The sequence below is a fragment of the Flavobacterium galactosi genome (assembly GCF_048158585.1).
Lineage (GTDB): Bacteria > Bacteroidota > Bacteroidia > Flavobacteriales > Flavobacteriaceae > Flavobacterium > Flavobacterium galactosi.
Genome location: NZ_JBLNKV010000002.1, coordinates 194,718 through 212,881, shown reverse-complemented (window position 1 = coordinate 212,881; position 18,164 = coordinate 194,718). Strand labels below are relative to the sequence as shown.

The 18,164-nt window shown below is 35.9% G+C and carries 12 protein-coding genes; 4 read left to right on the top strand and 8 right to left on the bottom strand.

Annotated features, from left to right (window positions below):
• Positions 1 to 124 precede the first annotated feature (124 nt).
• The 4 genes from ACM55M_RS05145 (at position 125) to ACM55M_RS05130 (ending at position 6,391) form a co-directional block, all read left to right on the top strand.
• Positions 125 to 520, top strand: coding sequence for a hypothetical protein (locus ACM55M_RS05145; protein ID WP_416856510.1), 396 nt, complete (start codon positions 125 to 127; stop codon positions 518 to 520).
• A gap of 172 nt (positions 521 to 692) precedes the next feature.
• A complete protein-coding gene (locus tag ACM55M_RS05140; protein WP_416856509.1) occupies positions 693 to 1,775 on the top strand; it encodes an efflux RND transporter periplasmic adaptor subunit in 1,083 nt (360 codons plus the stop codon).
• Between the two features lie 22 nt (positions 1,776 to 1,797).
• Complete coding sequence (locus tag ACM55M_RS05135) at positions 1,798 to 4,968, top strand: efflux RND transporter permease subunit (RefSeq protein ID WP_416856508.1); 3,171 nt, start codon at positions 1,798 to 1,800, stop codon at positions 4,966 to 4,968.
• Positions 4,961 to 6,391 carry a TolC family protein gene (locus ACM55M_RS05130; RefSeq protein WP_416856507.1) on the top strand — a complete coding sequence of 477 codons (1,431 nt, stop codon included), beginning with the start codon at positions 4,961 to 4,963 and terminating at the stop codon, positions 6,389 to 6,391. The genes ACM55M_RS05135 and ACM55M_RS05130 overlap by 8 nt, the downstream gene beginning before the upstream one ends.
• A gap of 107 nt (positions 6,392 to 6,498) precedes the next feature.
• Here ACM55M_RS05130 and ACM55M_RS05125 read toward each other — a convergent pair whose 3' ends face one another.
• The 8 genes from ACM55M_RS05125 to ACM55M_RS05090 all read right to left on the bottom strand — a co-directional run bounded on the left by ACM55M_RS05125 (position 6,499) and on the right by ACM55M_RS05090 (position 17,672).
• Positions 6,499 to 7,605, bottom strand: coding sequence for an NADH:flavin oxidoreductase (locus ACM55M_RS05125; protein WP_416856506.1), 1,107 nt, complete (start codon positions 7,603 to 7,605; stop codon positions 6,499 to 6,501).
• A 111-nt stretch (positions 7,606 to 7,716) separates the two neighbouring features.
• Positions 7,717 to 9,132 carry a TolC family protein gene (locus tag ACM55M_RS05120; RefSeq protein WP_416856505.1) on the bottom strand — a complete coding sequence of 472 codons (1,416 nt, stop codon included), beginning with the start codon at positions 9,130 to 9,132 and terminating at the stop codon, positions 7,717 to 7,719.
• Between the two features lie 129 nt (positions 9,133 to 9,261).
• Positions 9,262 to 12,429 (bottom strand): efflux RND transporter permease subunit, encoded by a 3,168-nt coding sequence (locus tag ACM55M_RS05115; RefSeq protein ID WP_416856504.1) that lies wholly within the window; start codon positions 12,427 to 12,429, stop codon positions 9,262 to 9,264.
• An 11-nt stretch (positions 12,430 to 12,440) separates the two neighbouring features.
• The gene (locus ACM55M_RS05110; protein WP_416856503.1) at positions 12,441 to 13,613 is read right to left on the bottom strand and encodes an efflux RND transporter periplasmic adaptor subunit; all 1,173 of its coding nucleotides are present in this window, start codon (positions 13,611 to 13,613) and stop codon (positions 12,441 to 12,443) included.
• A 249-nt stretch (positions 13,614 to 13,862) separates the two neighbouring features.
• Positions 13,863 to 14,456: a TetR/AcrR family transcriptional regulator gene (locus ACM55M_RS05105; protein WP_416856502.1), complete on the bottom strand. Its 594-nt coding sequence runs from the start codon at positions 14,454 to 14,456 to the stop codon at positions 13,863 to 13,865.
• Between the two features lie 574 nt (positions 14,457 to 15,030).
• A complete protein-coding gene (locus tag ACM55M_RS05100; RefSeq protein ID WP_416856500.1) occupies positions 15,031 to 16,107 on the bottom strand; it encodes an alpha/beta hydrolase in 1,077 nt (358 codons plus the stop codon).
• A gap of 22 nt (positions 16,108 to 16,129) precedes the next feature.
• Positions 16,130 to 16,711 (bottom strand): sugar O-acetyltransferase, encoded by a 582-nt coding sequence (locus ACM55M_RS05095; protein ID WP_416856499.1) that lies wholly within the window; start codon positions 16,709 to 16,711, stop codon positions 16,130 to 16,132.
• Positions 16,712 to 16,796: 85 nt separating this feature from the next.
• Complete coding sequence (locus ACM55M_RS05090) at positions 16,797 to 17,672, bottom strand: helix-turn-helix domain-containing protein (protein ID WP_416856498.1); 876 nt, start codon at positions 17,670 to 17,672, stop codon at positions 16,797 to 16,799.
• Positions 17,673 to 18,164 lie beyond the last annotated feature (492 nt).

Sequence of the window (18,164 nt, the reverse complement as noted above, 5' to 3'; positions counted from 1 at the left end):
TGCTCAATTATTTATTTCAGATTAATTACTGAAAACGTTTTCGTTGCTTTTACTTGTTAAATCCAACACAATTTCTTCCCTTCCTTTCAATTTTTTCAATTCTTTTATTACTTTTGGCTCCCAAATGAGAGTAGTTGTATTTTTTGTATATCTGTGTATCCATCTGCTAGGCGGAGGGAGTTATCTTCATGCAGAAACAAATCATAACCACGTTAGCTACTCCTCAACTCCAAATCTTGTTAAAAACCAGCAAGTAAAACTTAAAAATGAAAATCAAGGTAGCATCGTAATTGAGTATACTGACTTAGATTTAGATGAGGAATACTCCAGCGGTGACGATATTAAAAACGGAGTTTCGAATAAATTTTTTGCAGGAAAAGATAGTTTGCTTGATAGCTGGTATTTGCCCGTTTCTCAATTGTCTATTTCAAATTATTACTACAAGCGTTTTAAAATCTTCATGCCCTTTTGCGGTAATTCATCTGCTATTTATATTACTAACAGAGTTTTAAGAATTTGATAGACTATTCATCGGTTACCAAAGGTGTGTTTCTTAATACCTGATGTGGATGTATAGTAACCTAATTCCCTTTTGCATGACTGTTTAGGTCTCGCCCTGACAATCTATGCCTTTTTCCATCCAATAAATTCCGAATTCACTGCGTTAAATCGCGCCAATTTCATTTTATACCATGAAGAAAAATGCCGTTTTTACAGGCTTTATAGCCCTGTTGTGCTTAATAAGCTGTACAACTAAAAAAGAAGAAAAAGAAGAAACAATTAAATTCACGGTAACCAATCCTGCTGTAATCGACACTTCGTTTACCAAAGAATATGTCTCGCAGATAAAATCGGTGCGAAATATCGAAATCCGAACACAAGAAAAAGGATTCCTGCAAAACATTTATGTTGACGAAGGACAATCTGTAAAAGCGGGTCAGTTATTGTTCCGAATTATGCCCAAAATGTATGAGGCCGAATTGCTAAAAGCACAAGCAGAAGCAAAAAGTGCTGAAATAGAACTTTTAAATGCCAAAACACTTGCCGACAAAAATGTAATTTCCAAAAATGAACAAGCCATCGCACAAGCCAAGCTAACACAAGTGAGAGCCGAAGTAGCCATGGCAAAGCTCCATTTATCATTTACCGAAATCAGGGCACCATTTGCGGGAATTATCGATAGACTCCCAAAAAAAATAGGAAGTTTAGTTGAAGAAGGAGAATTATTGACTAGTCTTTCTGATAATAGCAAGATGTTTGCTTATTTCAACGTTTCTGAACCGGAATATTTAGAATATCAATCCAATATAGGAGGTCGTGGCGATAGTCATGTAAGCTTGCTTTTGGCAAACGGAAAACTTTTGAAATATAAAGGAAAAGTTGAACTTATAGAAAGCGAGTTCGATAGCGAAACTGGTAATGTTGCTTTTAGATCCAGCTTCCCAAATCCTGATAAATTATTGAAAAACGGAGAAACCGGTAAAGTTTTAATGACCGTTCCTGTTAAGAATGCTTTGGTAATTCCTCAAAAAATAACTTACGAAATTCAAGATAAAAAATACGTTTTTGTGGTGGATAAAAATAATGTTGTGAGATCAAGAGAAATTACCATTACTGGCGAAATGCCCGATTTATATGTAGTGAAAAGTGGTCTTGCAGCAACGGATAAGATACTACTTGAAGGCGTTCAGAAAGTGAAGGATGATGACAAAATCAAATACGATTTTGAGAAACCAGAAGAAGTGCTGAATCATTTGAAATTAAAAGCAGAATAGACGTAATCTTAAATCATAAAAAATGTTTAATAAATTTATAGAAAGACCCGTACTGTCGATAGTAATATCGCTGATGATTGTCTTGCTAGGTATTTTGGCAATGACCCATTTGCCTGTTACGCAATTGCCTTCTATTTCGCCCCCAAAAGTAAATGTAACAGCAGAATATCCTGGAGCAAATAATGAGTTATTGATTAAATCTGTTGTGATTCCTTTAGAGCGAGCCATTAATGGTGTTCCTGGAATGAAATATATTGCATCGGATGCCGGGAATGACGGAGAGGCATCCATACAAGTAATATTTAATTTAGGAACAGATCCTAATCAAGCCTCTATAAACATTCAGAATAGAGTTGCATCTGTTGTAAATAAACTGCCACCGCTTGTAGTTCGAGAGGGGGTGAAAATTACTAGAGAAGAATCGAATAATTTAATGTACGTTAACTTGTATAGCAAAGATCCAAAGATGGATCAAAAGTTCTTATACAACTTTACAGATATCAATATTCTTTCGGAACTTAAAAGAGTCGATGGTGTTGGTGATGCAGATATTGTAGGAAATAGAGATTATGCGATGCGAGTTTGGTTGAAACCAGACAGAATGCTGGCTTACAAGATTTCTGCTGATGAGGTCATGAAGGCTTTAGAAGAACAAAGTTTGGAAGCATCGCCAGGAAAAACGGGAGAAAGTTCTGGAAAACGCTCACAAGCCTTTGAATATGTGTTGAAATATTCAGGACGTTTTACTACTCAGGAACAATACGGGAACATTATTCTAAAATCAAATCCAAACGGAGAAATACTTCGTCTGAAAGATGTTGCTAATATAGAATTTGGAAGCTCGATGTATGATATTTATTCGAACCTGAATGGAAGTCCATCGGCAGCAATTACCATAAAACAATCTTACGGTAGTAATGCAAGTCAGGTTATTAAAGACGTAAAAGCAAAATTAGCCGAAATCAAGAAAGCATCATTTCCAAAAGGTGTTGACTATGAAATAAGTTATGACGCTTCTAAATTTCTAGATGCTTCTATCGAAAAAGTAATTCATACTTTGGTCGAAGCCTTTATTCTGGTAGGATTGGTAGTTTTTTTATTTTTAGGAGACTGGCGTTCTACAATTATTCCTGCCATTGCAGTACCCGTTTCGCTCATTGGAACATTTGCTTTCATGCAATTTTTTGGAATAACAATCAATTTAGTTACGTTATTCGCCCTTGTTTTGGCTATTGGTGTCGTTGTCGATGATGCTATTGTGGTCATTGAGGCAGTACACGCCAAGATGGAAGAAGATCATATAGGCCCACTCAAGGCTACCAAAAAAGCAATGCACGAAATTAGCGGAGCTATTATAGCCATTACGTTTTTGATGGCAGCGGTATTTATTCCTGTTGCTTTTATGTCCGGACCAGTAGGTATTTTTTACCGTCAATTTTCTATCACAATGGCAACAGGTATTATTTTGTCTGGTATTGTGGCACTGACACTGACACCTGCACTTTGTGCAATGATGCTCAAAAACACACACGGTGTCCCTAGAAAGAAAACGCCTTTGAACAATTTCTTGGATGGTTTTAATAATAAATTCAACCAACTTACAGGAAAATATCAAGGAATTCTTGGAAAAATAGTCAACAAAAGGTCTATCACTTTTATTGCTTTCATCTCTTTTTGTACAGGAATCTTTTTCTTAAACAACAGTCTCCCAACAGGATTTATTCCAAACGAAGACCAAGGAATGTTCTATGCCATTATACAAACACCTCCCGGCTCTTCTTTAGAAAGAACCAATGATGTGGCTTTAAAATTGCAAAAAATTGCAGAAAAAATCGAAGGAGTGCAATCGGTATCGGCTTTGGCTGGATTTGAAATCTTAACAGAAGGAACAGGTTCTAATTCTGGAACTTGTTTGGTCAACCTAAAAAGTTGGGAAGATCGGGAGCATTCAGCAAATGAGATTATGAAAGAACTGGAAGAAAAATCCAAAGATATTACGGGAGCTACACTTGAGTTTTTCCAACCGCCAGCCGTACCCGGTTATGGTGCAGCAGGTGGATTTGAATTGCGTTTGCTGGACAAAGCTGGTTCTGGTGATTATAAAAAAATGGAAACCGTAAATAACGATTTTGTAAAAGAATTGAATAAACGACCAGAATTATCATCGGTATTTAGTTTTTATAGTGCCAGTTTTCCGCAGTATATGATGAAAATCGACAACGATATTGCCCAGCAAAAAGGAGTTTCGATTGATAATGCCATGAATACGCTTTCAACATTGGTAGGTAGTAATTATGAGATTAGTTTTATCAAATACGACCGACAATATAAAGTAATCGTTCAAACATCGCCAGAATACAGAGCCTTGCCAGAAGATATTATGAAATTGTATGTCAAAAACGATCGTGATGAAATGGTGCCGTTTTCGGCTTTTATGAAAATGGATAAAGTATATGGACTGTCTGAAATCACAAGACATAATATGTACAATGCCTCTGAAATCAGTGGGCAATCGGCACCAGGATTTAGTAGTGGAGAATCTATCAAAGCGATTCAAGAAGTTGCCGAAAAAACCTTACCAAGAGGCTATGGAATTGATTGGGCAGGTATTTCTAAAGATGAAGTGGGTCGTGGTAACGAGGCGATCTACATCTTTTTAATCTGTTTGCTCTTTGTTTATTTGGTTTTAGCGGCTCAATATGAAAGTTTTGTATTGCCTTTTGCAGTGATTTTATCACTTCCGGCAGGTATTTTTGGATCGTTTCTATTGCTTTCAATATGCGGTTTAGAAAACAACATTTATGCTCAAGTTGCTTTTGTTATGCTTATTGGTTTGCTGGGTAAAAATGCGGTTTTGATTGTCGAGTTTGCTGTTCAAAAACACGAAACTGGAGCCACCATTTTAGAAGCCGCCATGGAAGGTGCCAAAGTAAGATTTCGTCCTATTTTGATGACTTCATTTGCTTTTATTGCGGGCTTAGTTCCATTGGTATTTGCTTCTGGTCCTGGTAAAATTGGTAATAGAACCATTGGCTCTGCTGCGCTTGGGGGAATGCTTTTAGGAACTGTTATTGGAGTATTGCTTATTCCGGGATTGTATTATATATTCGGAAGCATTGCAGCAAAAATCAAGATAGTAAAAAAACAAAATAACAATCCATTAACCGAAGAAATTGATAATAACCATGTATAAAATCAAGTTACATAAATATATTATCCAGCTAGGCATTTGTCTGGCGGTGGTAAGTTGTACTCCAGCTATCGCACCGTTGACAGCAAGTAAACCTGTTCCCGAATCATTCGATAAAAGTACCGATACGACCAATATTTCAAGAACTCCTTGGCGCACCTATTTTAAGGATCCCAATCTTATAAATTTGATCGATACAGCCTTGAAAAACAATCAGGAATTGATGATTACTTTGCAGGAAATTGAGATTGCAAAGAATGATATCCGTGTAAAAAAAGGATTACTCTTACCATCAGTCGGTATAGGAGCGGGGGCGGGAGTTGAAAAAGTAGGAAAGTATACCAGTCAAGGAGCTGGGGATGCATCAGCGGAGATTACACCGGGTCTTATAGTTCCAGAAGTTTTACAAGATTATAAACTTGCAGCCTATACCCACTGGGAAATTGATATTTGGAAAAAACTGCGCAATTCTAAGAAAGCAGCAGTGAGCCGGTATTTATCGACTGTTGAAGGTAAAAACTTCGTGATTACGAACCTGATTGCTGAGGTTGCCGATTCTTATTATGAATTGCGGGCTTTAGATAGCCAATTGGATATTGTAAGAGAAAATATCGCATTGCAGTCCAACGCTTTAGAAATCGTAAAAATTCAGAAAGAAGCTGCTAGAGCAACTGAGTTGGCCGTTCAAAAGTTTCAGGCAGAGGTAATGGCTTCTAAAAGTATGGAGTTTGATATTCTTCAAAACATAAAAGAAACCGAGAATAAAATCAACTTCTTGCTAGGGCAGTATCCGCAGGAAATAAAGAGAGACAAAAGCAATTTTATGAATTTAATGCCATCGATAATCAATTCAGGTATTCCTTCCCAATTGCTGGCCAATCGTCCAGATATTAAACAGGCCGAATTGGAACTGCAGGCTGCAAAGCTGGATGTAAAAGTGGCTCGTGCAGAATTTTATCCTTCATTAGATATTTCAGCTGCGATTGGATTCAATGGGTTTAAACCATCATATTTATTTACGTTACCCGAGTCGTTGCTTTATTCACTGGCTGGAGATATTGCCGCACCTATGATTAACAGAAATGCGATCAAAGCGGAATACAGTTCTGCCAATGCACGACAAATTCAGGCTTTGTATAATTATGAGCGCACCATTCTAAATGCGTATCTGGAAGTTTCCAGCCAGCTTTCTAAAATCAGTAATCTAGGAAAAAGCTATGATTTGAAATCGCAACAAGTGGCCGCTCTGAACAGGTCAATCGATGTTTCGAATGATTTGTTCAAGTCCGCCAGGGTAGATTACTTCGAAGTTCTGATGACGCAACGGGATGCGCTGGAATCTAAACTCGAACTGATAGATACCAAGAAAGAACAACTGAATGCCACAGTCCATGTTTACAAGGATTTAGGGGGCGGTTGGAAATAAAATAATATGTTAAACCAAAGAGCCAGTCAATTTTTGACTGGCTCTTTTTTATTGCTAAACGGTAATTACTGGATGACTTTCTTACGAAAATCAGTTGGTTTTTAAATTTATTCTAATACTAATTCGCTCAAAGCTTCTTTGCTGAAGCCTTTAAGTTGATCGTTTTTTCCTGTTTTTATTTTGCTAACCCAATTCGGATCTGATAAAAGTGGTCTTCCGACAGCTACGAGGTCAAAATCCCCTCTATCCAGACGTCTTGTTAATTCATCCAAAGACGTAGGTTGTGAACTTTCACCCGCAAAAGCTCCAAAGAAATCTCCAGAAAGTCCAACGGAACCTACTGTAATCGTTGGTTTTCCAGTCAATTTTTTAGCCCATCCTGCAAAATTAAGATCATTGTCTTCAAATTCCGGTTCCCAAAAACGGCGTTGTGAACAATGTAAAATATCAACACCAGCATCAATCAAGGGACTTAACCAAGCTTCCATTTCCTGCGGTGTTTTTGCCAGTTTGAATGTGTAATCTGATGGTTTGAATTGAGAAAGTCTCATAATCACAGCAAAATCTTCGCCTACCTGTTTTCTAATTTCTTTAATCACATCTACAGCAAAACGAGTACGTTCCGCCAGGGTTTTGCCACCGTAATTATCGGTACGCTGATTTGTTGCATCCCAGAAAAATTGGTCGATTAGATAATCATGGGCACCGTGTATTTCTATACAGTCAAAACCTAATCTTTTGGCATCCGCGGCAGCTTTTCCAAAAGCTATAATGGTATTTTCGATATCATTTATAGTCATGGTGGTGCCATTATTAAAACCAGGTCTGTTTAATCCTGATGGCCCTTCAAAAGGGACTGGAGGAACCCAGCCTGAATGATGATTGTCCATAATTCCCATGTGCCATATTTGTGGCCCCATTTGTCCGTCTGCAGCATGAACACTATCAATTACGTGTTTCCATCCTGCCAAGGATTTATCGCCATGAAAGTGCGGTACATTGGCATCATTTGATGAGGAAGGTCTATTAATAACTGTTCCTTCAGATAATATCAGTCCTACTTCGCCTTCAGCCCTTTTTTGATAATAAGCTGCTACTTCATCGGTAGGAACTCCATTTGGAGAGAAAGAGCGCGTCATAGGCGCCATTACAATTCTATTTTTAAGATTTAGCGTCTTCAAGTTGAAAGGCGTAAATAAACTGTTTGTATTCATACTATTTTATAAATTAGATTTAATTATTTTGTTAACTGTTTTAAATGTTTTTTCGTTGCGGCCGTAAAGGTTATTTTGAATAGAAGTTTTACATATTGTTTTAAAACAATCTTATTTCCAGCCGCCGCCTAATGATCGGTACAATTCGACATTTGCGATTAATTGTTCCCGCTTAATATTGGCTAATTCCAACTCACTTTGCAATATATTAGCCTGTGCTGTAATTACTTCAAGATAATCGGCCATTCCGGTTTTGAATAGCATATTTGAATTTTTTATCGCTTGTTGCAATATTTTCACACGTTCCTGCAGAAAAAAATGTTGTCTTTCCAGTTTTTCAATTTTTACTAAAGCATCTGATACTTCGCTAACAGCGACCAGAACCGATTGTCTAAAATTCAGAACCGATTTTTCTCTTTCTAATTTAGCAATATTGTATTGGGTTCTTATCTTTTTACCGTTCAATAATGGTTGTGTTAATCCACCAACTGCGGTTCCAAATAAGGAGGCAGGAATGGTAAACCAATTGCTTGTTTCAAAAGAATTCAAACCGCCGCTTGCCGTAATTTTTAATGCAGGATATAAATTTGCTTTTGTAATTCCGACATTTGCATTGGCTGTTGCCAAAGCCAATTCGGCGCTTTTTACATCGGGTCTTCTGCTCACTAATGAAGACGGAATTCCTACTTTTAAATTATCGTTCAGCTGAACCGAATTTAAAGAAAGTGTTCTTTCTTTCGAACTTGGAAATGAGCCGGTTAATACACTTAAAGCATTTTCCTGAATGGCAATATTTTGTTCCAATAAAGGAATCAATTGTGCCGCAATTAATTTTTGTGCCTCCGATTGTTGTATTGCCAAAGAGGTAACTTGACCAGCATCATACTTTAATTTAATTATAAAGGTTGTACTATCGTTTAGTTTTAGATTTTTTTTGGCAATCTCTAATTGAGAATCTAGCATTAAAAGATTATAATAGCCTTTTGAAAGAGTAGAAACGATAGAGGTTTGCAACGCTTTTTTGACTTCTTCCGACTGAAGATATCCGGCGAAAGCTCCTTTTTTCTGATTGCGGATTTTTCTCCAGATATCTGCTTCCCATGAAAGTCCGATACCAGCCGAGTAATCTTCAATGTGATTTTGATTTAAAGCCTGATTCAGGTTTATTCCGTTGAAACTATTTTCAGAAGGACGATTACTACTTACGTTCACAAAAAGGGATGCTTCAGGAATATTTCCCCATCTTGCCTGAGTCAATCGATACTGTGCGATTTCAATGTTTTTAGTTGCAATCTGCAAATTATTATTTTTTGCAATAGCACTGTCGATCAGTTTTATGATGTCTTTTTCCGAAAAGAATTTTTTCCATTCCAGATCAGCACTACTTGTTGTATCATTTGAAGTGGATGCATTCCTGAAATTTTCAGGAAATGCATCTTTTGGAACTTCAATATCCTTTGAAACTTTACAGGATATGAATGTTGTGATAAAAAGTATCGCAACAGATTTGGTTATATAATTTTTCATTTTTTTATTTTTCTTTAATTTTCTGGACAGGTATCTTCTGAAGTTTCAAGAGCTTTTGATACTTTAAATGATAGTAATGTGATGACAACAAAAATTATCATCAGAATTGTGGTTATATAATTTTCCATTTTATATTTCTTTTTCTTCGTTATGAATTACGGCTATTGGTTTCCCAGAAACCTTTTCTTGTAAATGTTGGAATACGATAAATAAAACCGGGATGATTAACAACCCAAGAATTACTCCTGAAATCATTCCACCGGCGGCACCAATACTAATGGAGTGGTTACCCATCGCAGACGGTCCTGTCGCAGTCATCATCGGGATTAATCCTACGACAAAGGCCAATGAGGTCATGATAATGGGACGTAATCTGAGTTTTGCGGCTTCTATAGATGCTCTAACTAATGCCTGACCTGATTTTCTTCTCTGCAAGGCAAACTCCACAATAAGAATGGCATTTTTTGCGAGCAATCCAATCAGCATCACAAGCGCAACTTGTACGTAAATGTTGTTTTCTATTCCGGTCAAGCCAATGGCTACAAATACACCAAATATTCCTGCTGGGATAGAGAAGATTACTGCCAAAGGCAAAATGTAACTTTCATACTGTGCTGCAAGCAGGAAGTAAATGAATATCAAACACAATAGGAAAATTGTTGCCGATTGTCCCCCAGAAGAAATCTCTTCACGCGTTTGTCCTGAAAATTCATAGCTATACCCTGCAGGTAATTGTTGTGCTGCAACTTCCTCGATTGCTTTGATGGCATCTCCAGAACTAAAACCAGGTTTTGGAATCGCATTAATCGAAATTGAATTGAATAAATTATATCTCGATGCCGTTTCAGAACCATAAATACGAGTCAGTTTTACCAAAGTATTGATGGGTACCATTTCGCCTGTTTTGTTTTTTACAAAAACACGGTCGATTGATGATGGGTCAGCTCTATCAGCAATATCTGCTTGAACAATTACCCTATAGTATTTACCAAAACGATTAAAATCAGATGCTTGTGCGCTACCAAAATAAGCCTGCATGGTTTGCAGAATATCTTTTACATTCACACCCAATTGATCAGCTTTTGCATCATCAATATCCAGTTGTAGTTGCGGATAATCTGCTTTAAAACTCGTAAAGGCTACCGCAATTTCTGGGCGTTTCATCAATTCTCCGATGAAGTTTTGTGAGATTCCACTGAATTTATCCAGTTTACCACCCGTTTTATCCTGAAGTACTAAATCTAAAGCTTCCACGTTACTGAAACCAGGAACGGTTGGGAAACTGAATACGAAGAAACTACCACCAGAAATGGCACCCAATTTTCCACGAACCTGATTCATTATTTCATCGATATTTTTAATGTCTCCACGCTCTTCATTTGGCTTAAGCAAAACAAAAACTACTGCCGAAGATGGACTTGTTGAGTTCGTTAATAAGTTGAAACCTGAAATTGCGGTAACGTCTCTTGAAGCATCTAATTTTCTTAAAAGATTTTCAGCTTCAGTCATTACTTTTTGAGTTCTATCTAAAGATGTTCCTGATGGTGTATTAACCGCAATAGCAATAAAACCTTGATCTTCGGTAGGGATAAATCCAGAGGGAGTCGTTTTTACCATTATAATTGTTGCCAAAGTAATTAAGGCTAAACCACCTAAACTAACCCATTTGTGGCGAATCAAAAATTTCAAACCACCAACATAACGGTCGGTTAAGGAAGTAAAACTACTGTTGAATCCGTTGAAGAACTTCTCTTTAAATCCTTTTTTAACTGCTGGGTTTGTTCCATGTGCAGCGTGAGTGTCTTTTAAGAATAAAGCGGCTAGGGCAGGACTTAAAGTCAAAGCATTAACGGCTGATATTACAATCGCAATCGCCATGGTAAAGGCAAACTGACGATAGAAAACCCCTGTGGATCCTTCCATAAAACCAACAGGCAAAAATACCGCTGCCATAACTAAAGTAATGGAAATAATGGCTCCGGTAATTTCATGCATTGCTTCATGGGTCGCTACTTTTGGCGACAAATGTTTGTGTTCCATTTTGGCATGCACGGCCTCGACAACAACAATTGCATCATCTACGACAATCCCAATTGCTAAGATTAAAGCAAATAAGGTTAACAGATTGATCGAAAATCCGAATAACTGCATGAAGAAAAAGGTACCCAAAATAGCTACAGGAACTGCAATTGCAGGAATTAATGTCGATCTAAAATCCTGCAAGAAGAGAAATACAACAATGAAAACCAAGATAAAAGCCTCTATCAAAGTATGTTTTACCTGATCAATCGATTGGTCTAAGGAAACTTTTGTGCTATAGAAAATATTGTGTTTGATTCCCGCTGGAAAGTTTTTTGCGGATTTTACCATCAGCTTGTTAATCGCAACCTGAATATCATTTGAGTTTGAACCAGCTAACTGGATGATACCGATTACAACCCCTTTTTTTCCATTCAAACGCGTTAAACTGTTGTAAGAATAAGCGCCAAGTTCGACTCTGGCTACATCTTTTAAGCGAAGTATAGAACCATCAGCATTAGCACGGATGGCAATATTTTGATATTCTTCGGGTTTGGTTAACTTCCCTTTGTACTTGATCACGTATTCAAAAACTTCTTTGCTTCTTTCCCCAAATTTACCCGGAGCAGCTTCCAAACTTTTATCCTGAATAGCGGCCATCACTTCATTTGGCGTAACATTATGTGTCGACATTTGCGCTGGATTTAACCAAACACGCATCGAGTAATCTTTTACACCACCAAAAATACTGGCAGAACCCACACCCGGAATACGTTTGATTTCAGGAATAATATTAATTTGAGCATAATTGGCAACAAAAGTCTGGTCGTATTTCGATTCATCCTCGGTATACATACCGATGGCCATAATAAAACTATTTTGTTGCTTCGCGGTAGTTACACCTTGCTGAACAACTTCAGCGGGCAACTGACTTGTTGCTTGCGCCACCCTATTTTGAACGTTAACTGCAGCTTGATCAGCATTTGTACCCAGTTTAAAGAAAACCGTAATAGCCAGCGTACCGTCGTTACTGGCTGTTGAGCTCATGTACGTCATGTTTTCGACACCGTTTATAGATTCTTCCAGTGATGGTGCCACCGAACGCAAAACTGTTTCTGCGTTTGCTCCCGGGTAAACTGCCGTTACCAAAACCGATGGCGGGGCAATATCAGGAAACTGTTGTAAAGGTAGTTTTGTAAGGCCAAGGATACCCAATATCACCAATAATATGGAGATAACAGTTGCCAGTACAGGTCTTTGTATAAATATTTTAAACATTTTTGTAGAAATTATTTTTTGTTAATTAATAGGGCAACTTCTTTTTTTGATTTTTCAGGTTGTATTACTTGTCCTTCCTGAAGCTTGTCTATACCGCTCAATACGATTTGGTCACCAGATCTAACACCGTCTTTGATAAGATAGTTAGTACCGCTTTTACCGATAACCGTGATGGGCATTTTGCTTACCTTGTTTCCTTTGTTTAGTGTAAAGACGAAAACTTTATCCTGCATTTCTATTGTGGCCGATTGAGGAACTAAAATGGCATCGTCATGTTGAATACCTAAACGAATTTTTCCTGTATTTCCAGAACGTAAAGTGCCGTTTTTATTTGGGAAAGTGGCTCTCAAAGTAATGGCTCCGGTATTTTTGTCGAATTGACCGTCGACCATATCAATTTTTCCCAATTCAGGATACGCATTGTTATCGGCTAATATTAAAGAAACGGGAGGTAGTTTTTTGATTTTATCACCAATTGTATTTCCGGTATAGTGTGCTTTAAAGTTGATGAAATCGGTTTCTCCTAGTGAGAAATAAGCATATACTTCATGAACATCCGAAAGTTTTGTCAAGGGTTCAATATCAGATGCAGCAACTAAACTCCCTTGTTTTTTTGGAAGTCTTCCAATATAACCGCTTACAGGAGCTATAATTGTAGTGTAACTCAAATTTATTTTTGCAGATTCTACCATTGCTTTGGCTTGCTCAATAGTTGAAGCAGCAATTCGGTGCGACGCTTTTGCCGTTTTTAGTTGATAATCTGAAACTACTTTGTTTTGTACTAGAGGGGTCAATTTATCAATTTCTAATTGCGCATTAAGCAGCGCAGCTTGAGCACCATGAAGATTGGCAAGCGCATTGTTTAATTGTTCGCGGAAAGGGCGTTCGCTTATTTTGAATAAAGATTGCCCTTTTGAAACGTAAGCACCTTCATCAATAAAAACTTTGTCAAGAGTACCACTTACTTGTGGGCGGATTTCTGCATCAACCGTCCCTTGTATTGAAGCAGGGTACTCGGCATCTGTAATAGCATTTGTGTTTTTAATTGCTAGAACGGGTAGTAATGGGGCAGCGGCAACTGGTGCCTGAGTCTTATCTGCACATCCTATTACAACTAAGGCAAGAATGATACTGGTTATAATTACATTTTTCATTTTAGTATTGATTTTTAATTTGTTGAACATTTGATTTATTTAAATTTGGATTGGGTTTTTGTATTATTTTGATTCATAGTTATCGGTATTAAATTTTCTAACATCGTTAAGTAAAATGGTCTAAAAAGGAATATAATTGTTCCTTCCAATAATAAGTCACATAATTAGGTATTAAATTATTTATCAGTGTTAAATAAAATGACGAAAAAACCGTTTTTTTGTAATTTCAAATTACTGCATTAAATTATTTATCACTGTTAAGTAAAAATTAAATTTTTTTTATTGTATTGATTTTATGATTCCGCCAATGGCATCTTTTAAAATTTGGGTATTGATTGTTTCTAATACTTCACTTTTATTAATGATATTAATAGAAATAAGACCGTGAATCACGGAAAAAAAAGTAAAATACTTTTGTTTTATTACTTCTTCAGATGGTTTACTATCTTTCATTATTTCAGCAATAACAGCAACAAATAGTTTATAAGGAGCTTCAGCAGCAGAACATCGCTCCGAGCAACAGCTCATTTGTACTCCAAACATTAACTGATACATTTCGGTATCGGTAAATGCAAAATCCCAATAAGCCATCCACATCGCTTCAAGTTGTTTTTCGGGCGTTTCGTATTTGTTTCTTGCTTTTTCTAGTTCGATTACTAATTTGACAAAACCTCTACCAGTTAATTCTTGTAAAATAGCTTCTTTATTAGAAAAATATTCATAGATAATTGGAGCAGTATATTCAATCTTATCCGCAATTTTTCGCATACTCAGACCTTGCCAGCCATCTTCTTTTACAATAGCATAGGCAGCATCCAGAATGTTCTTTCTGGTTTCTTCTTTTTGTCTTAAAATTCGATCTTTACTTGCCATTTTAATGGAGTATTAAATTGTTTAACACCGTTAGGCAAATGTATAACGATTTTTAGAAATAAAATAATTCTTTCATAGTTTTTTCTTATTGTTATATAAAAAATTTTCAGTTTTAGGGTTTCTAGAAAAAAAAGAAAAAAAATAGCATCTTAATCTGCCATTTTTAATTTTATAGAAGAATATTCTCTAGATACATTGATGGATTTATAATCGCAAAATGAAAAGTAATAGTAGGGAATAATAATCTTTATATTTTTAAATTACTTCACTTTGACTTCTAAATCATTACACTAGATATAATTCTTGATTTCAGTACACTTTTCGATAGAAAACATAAAAAAACAACATCTGTTGCCTCTTGATTTTAGATTCTTGCTAATGTTTAATAGGGCATTTGTTTGTGAAAAGATTTGAAAAGGATTTATCAGTATTATGTTAGTGCTCACTAAAGCAGTCTACTAATAAATTTTCTTCTGGAAGCCTATTCCTTGTTATTTTTCATTTGATTTTTATTTTAAATCTACCGTTTTTTAATAGAATGGAAAACAATATTAAACTGTCCCTATCTAATAAATTACTGTAAATATTTTTTAAAGAATATATCCAACTTATCAAATGGAATTAAATCGGTTTTGTCATATAAATCCACGTGACCTGTATTTGGAACATAATACAATTCTTTAGGTTCTGCCGCGCGTTTGTAAGCATCCTCACTAAACTCTTTTGAGTGAGCTTTATCTCCTGTGATGAAAAGCAAAGGACGAGGTGAAATTGTTTCTATATCATTAAAAGGATAAAAATTATTGAATTTTGTATTACTGCTTAAAGTTGGGTGAGTTGTAGTTTTAGGCGACCCATCTTTAGGAGTATATTCTCCTCTTGGTGTCCGGTAGAAATCATAAAATTCGCGCTGAATAGGATGCGTGTTTTCGTCCAGTTTATGTACGGTTCCACCCCTATATTTAGTTTCTCCACCCGTAAACTCTATATAACGTTGCTCCACTGCTTCCCCTTGAATCTTCTTTCTCTGCTCAAGAGTTTGAGAATGATTAAGTGCATTGCGACTAGCCGAACCCATATCATACATACTCACAGTTGCAATAGCTTTCATTCTTGGATCGATCTTGGCGGCACTGATAACAAAACTTCCGCTGCCACAAACTCCTATGACTCCAATATTATTTCTGTCAACAAATAGACGTGTTCCCAAAAAATCTACTGCCGCACTAAAATCTTCAGCATAAATTTCAGGTGCTACCACATTTCGCGGTTCCCCTGCACTCTCGCCCCAAAAAGATAAGTCAATTGTTAAAGTAATAAACCCACGGTCAGCCATATTGGAAGCATAAACGTTAGCACTTTGCTCTTTGACAGCTCCCATAGGATGTCCAACGATAATAGCTGCGTGTTTTGCATTACGGTCTAAATTATTAGGTATAAAAAGATGTCCTACAACATCCATTTTGTATTGATTTTTAAAAGTAACATTATACATAGTAACATTATCGTTTAGTCTAAAGATGGTATATCCCTTTGGTGATATTTGTTCCATTTTTGTCGTTTTTTTGGTTTGATCTTTTGTTTTTTTCTGTGCGGAAGCACCTCCAAATAACATAATAGATGCAATTGTTAAAATTCCTAGCCTTTTCATTTGTTTATATTTTAATGATTATTTAAATATTAATTTCTGTAATTGATTTGATGAATTTGGCAGGAATTCCGCCGACAATAGTGTTGTCAGGAACATTTTTAGAAACTACTGCTCCTGCAGCCACAATGGAATTTTTACCAATAATTACTCCTGGAAGTATCGTTGCCCCCACCCCAATCCAAGCTCCCTTTTTTATAACTATGGGTTGAGAAATTGTCGCCCTTCTTTCAGCAGGATTTATTGGATGATTGGTTGTAATCAGATGTACTTTTGGGCCAATAAGCACATTGTCTTCAATGGTAATACCACCTCTGTCCATAAAGGTGCAGGCGTGATTTATAAATACATTTTTACCGATGTTAATGTTTTCTCCAAAATCAGTATAGAAAGGTGGAATAATAAAAAATGTATCATCTACTTCTTTACCTATTAGTTCACTAAAAACAGTATTGACTTCTTGTAAATCATCCGTAACAAGATTGTTTAGTTTTGCAGTAGTACGAATAGCTTTTTGAATAACCTTAAATAATTTTGGATATTCAGGATCATCAAGTTGAATAGTTTCTCCTAATTTGTCTCTTGTGAAAATAGTTGTAGTTTCCATATTTTTTTTGCATTTATTACCAATACAAAATTATATTGAAACTTGGTTCGTGGGGTAACAACAATCAAACCAATAGTTAAGAAATTCAAACCAAATCTAAACGAAATTTTTTAGGATTTGTCCCCGTATTTTTCTTGAAAAAGTTATTAAAGTAAGTTGGGTACTCGAAACCTAGGGCATAAGCTATTTCTGCAATATTCCAATCAGTATGTTGCAAAAGCGCTTTAGCTTCGCTAATAATACGTTCAGAAATATGAGTAGTGGTTGATTTTCCTGTTACTCCTTTCACAGCACGATTAAGATAATTTACGTGAAGAGATAATGCGTTAGAATAATCCTGTGCCGTTTTTAACTCAAGTGGTCGTTCATTGGTTTCAATTGGAAATTGTCTTTCCAATAATTCTAAAAAAACCGATGCAATTCTGGATTGAGCATTATTACTATTTATATAATTTTCAGAAGGTTGCATCTTCAATGCCTCGTGAATTATTAATTTAACATAGTTGCGGATTAAATCATCCTTATACGCATAATCAGTTTGTTGTTCATCTATCATTTTCTGGAAAAGTGTATTTAAAAACTCCCGTTGCGGTTCTGATATTTCCAAAATAGGTGTCCCTCCAATCTTAAATAGGGAAGAATTTTGTAGACTTTCGGAGCGGTCTGATTTTAAAAACTCTTCTGAAAACAAGCAAGTGTAACCTACATAGCTTGTTGAGATTGTCTCCCATGAATAAGGAATATGTGGGTTGCCAAAAAATAAAATAGTTCCTTCGGCATTAAAACTTTTGTCAGCATAATGAATGATACTCTTTCCAGTAGTGAGACAAATTTTATAAAAATCCTTTCTGCTGTAATTGCGTGTTGCATTACCATCACTTTCTATTTGAAAGACATTAAACCCCTTTAGCTTTAATTCATTATTGAACTCTGAAACCGATCGTATATTCTTGCTTTCCATTTAGCAAAATTATAAAAAACAAACCTTCATTCGGAATTATTTTCTGTTTTTACTTTACTGCAATATGGAATTAGTTTCGTTTTGGTGAATTTATTTATGAGGTATGTAAGATTCGAACCCCATAACCTAATCACGGCAGGACATGTTGAACCAAATATAAAAAATTAACTTAAATTATAAAATAATGATTATTAATTGGTTACGTAATATTTATGAAATTATACTGATTTAACTCCAATGACAATCTGAAAAATTACAAAATAGAATCTCTTATTAATAATTAGTCAAATATTTAAAATTCAATATTTTATGTTTATAAACCATCAAAAGATACAAGTATATTTTGACGGTTTTGTGACCCTGTCGGGACAATTTTCGAACCTTTTTATGGATGATTTGAGAAAATTGAGTAGAACGTACTATTGAATTAGGAATGTTAGGTTTGTAATTATTATGATTCGAATATTTCTAAAGCATATACAATGAATAAAT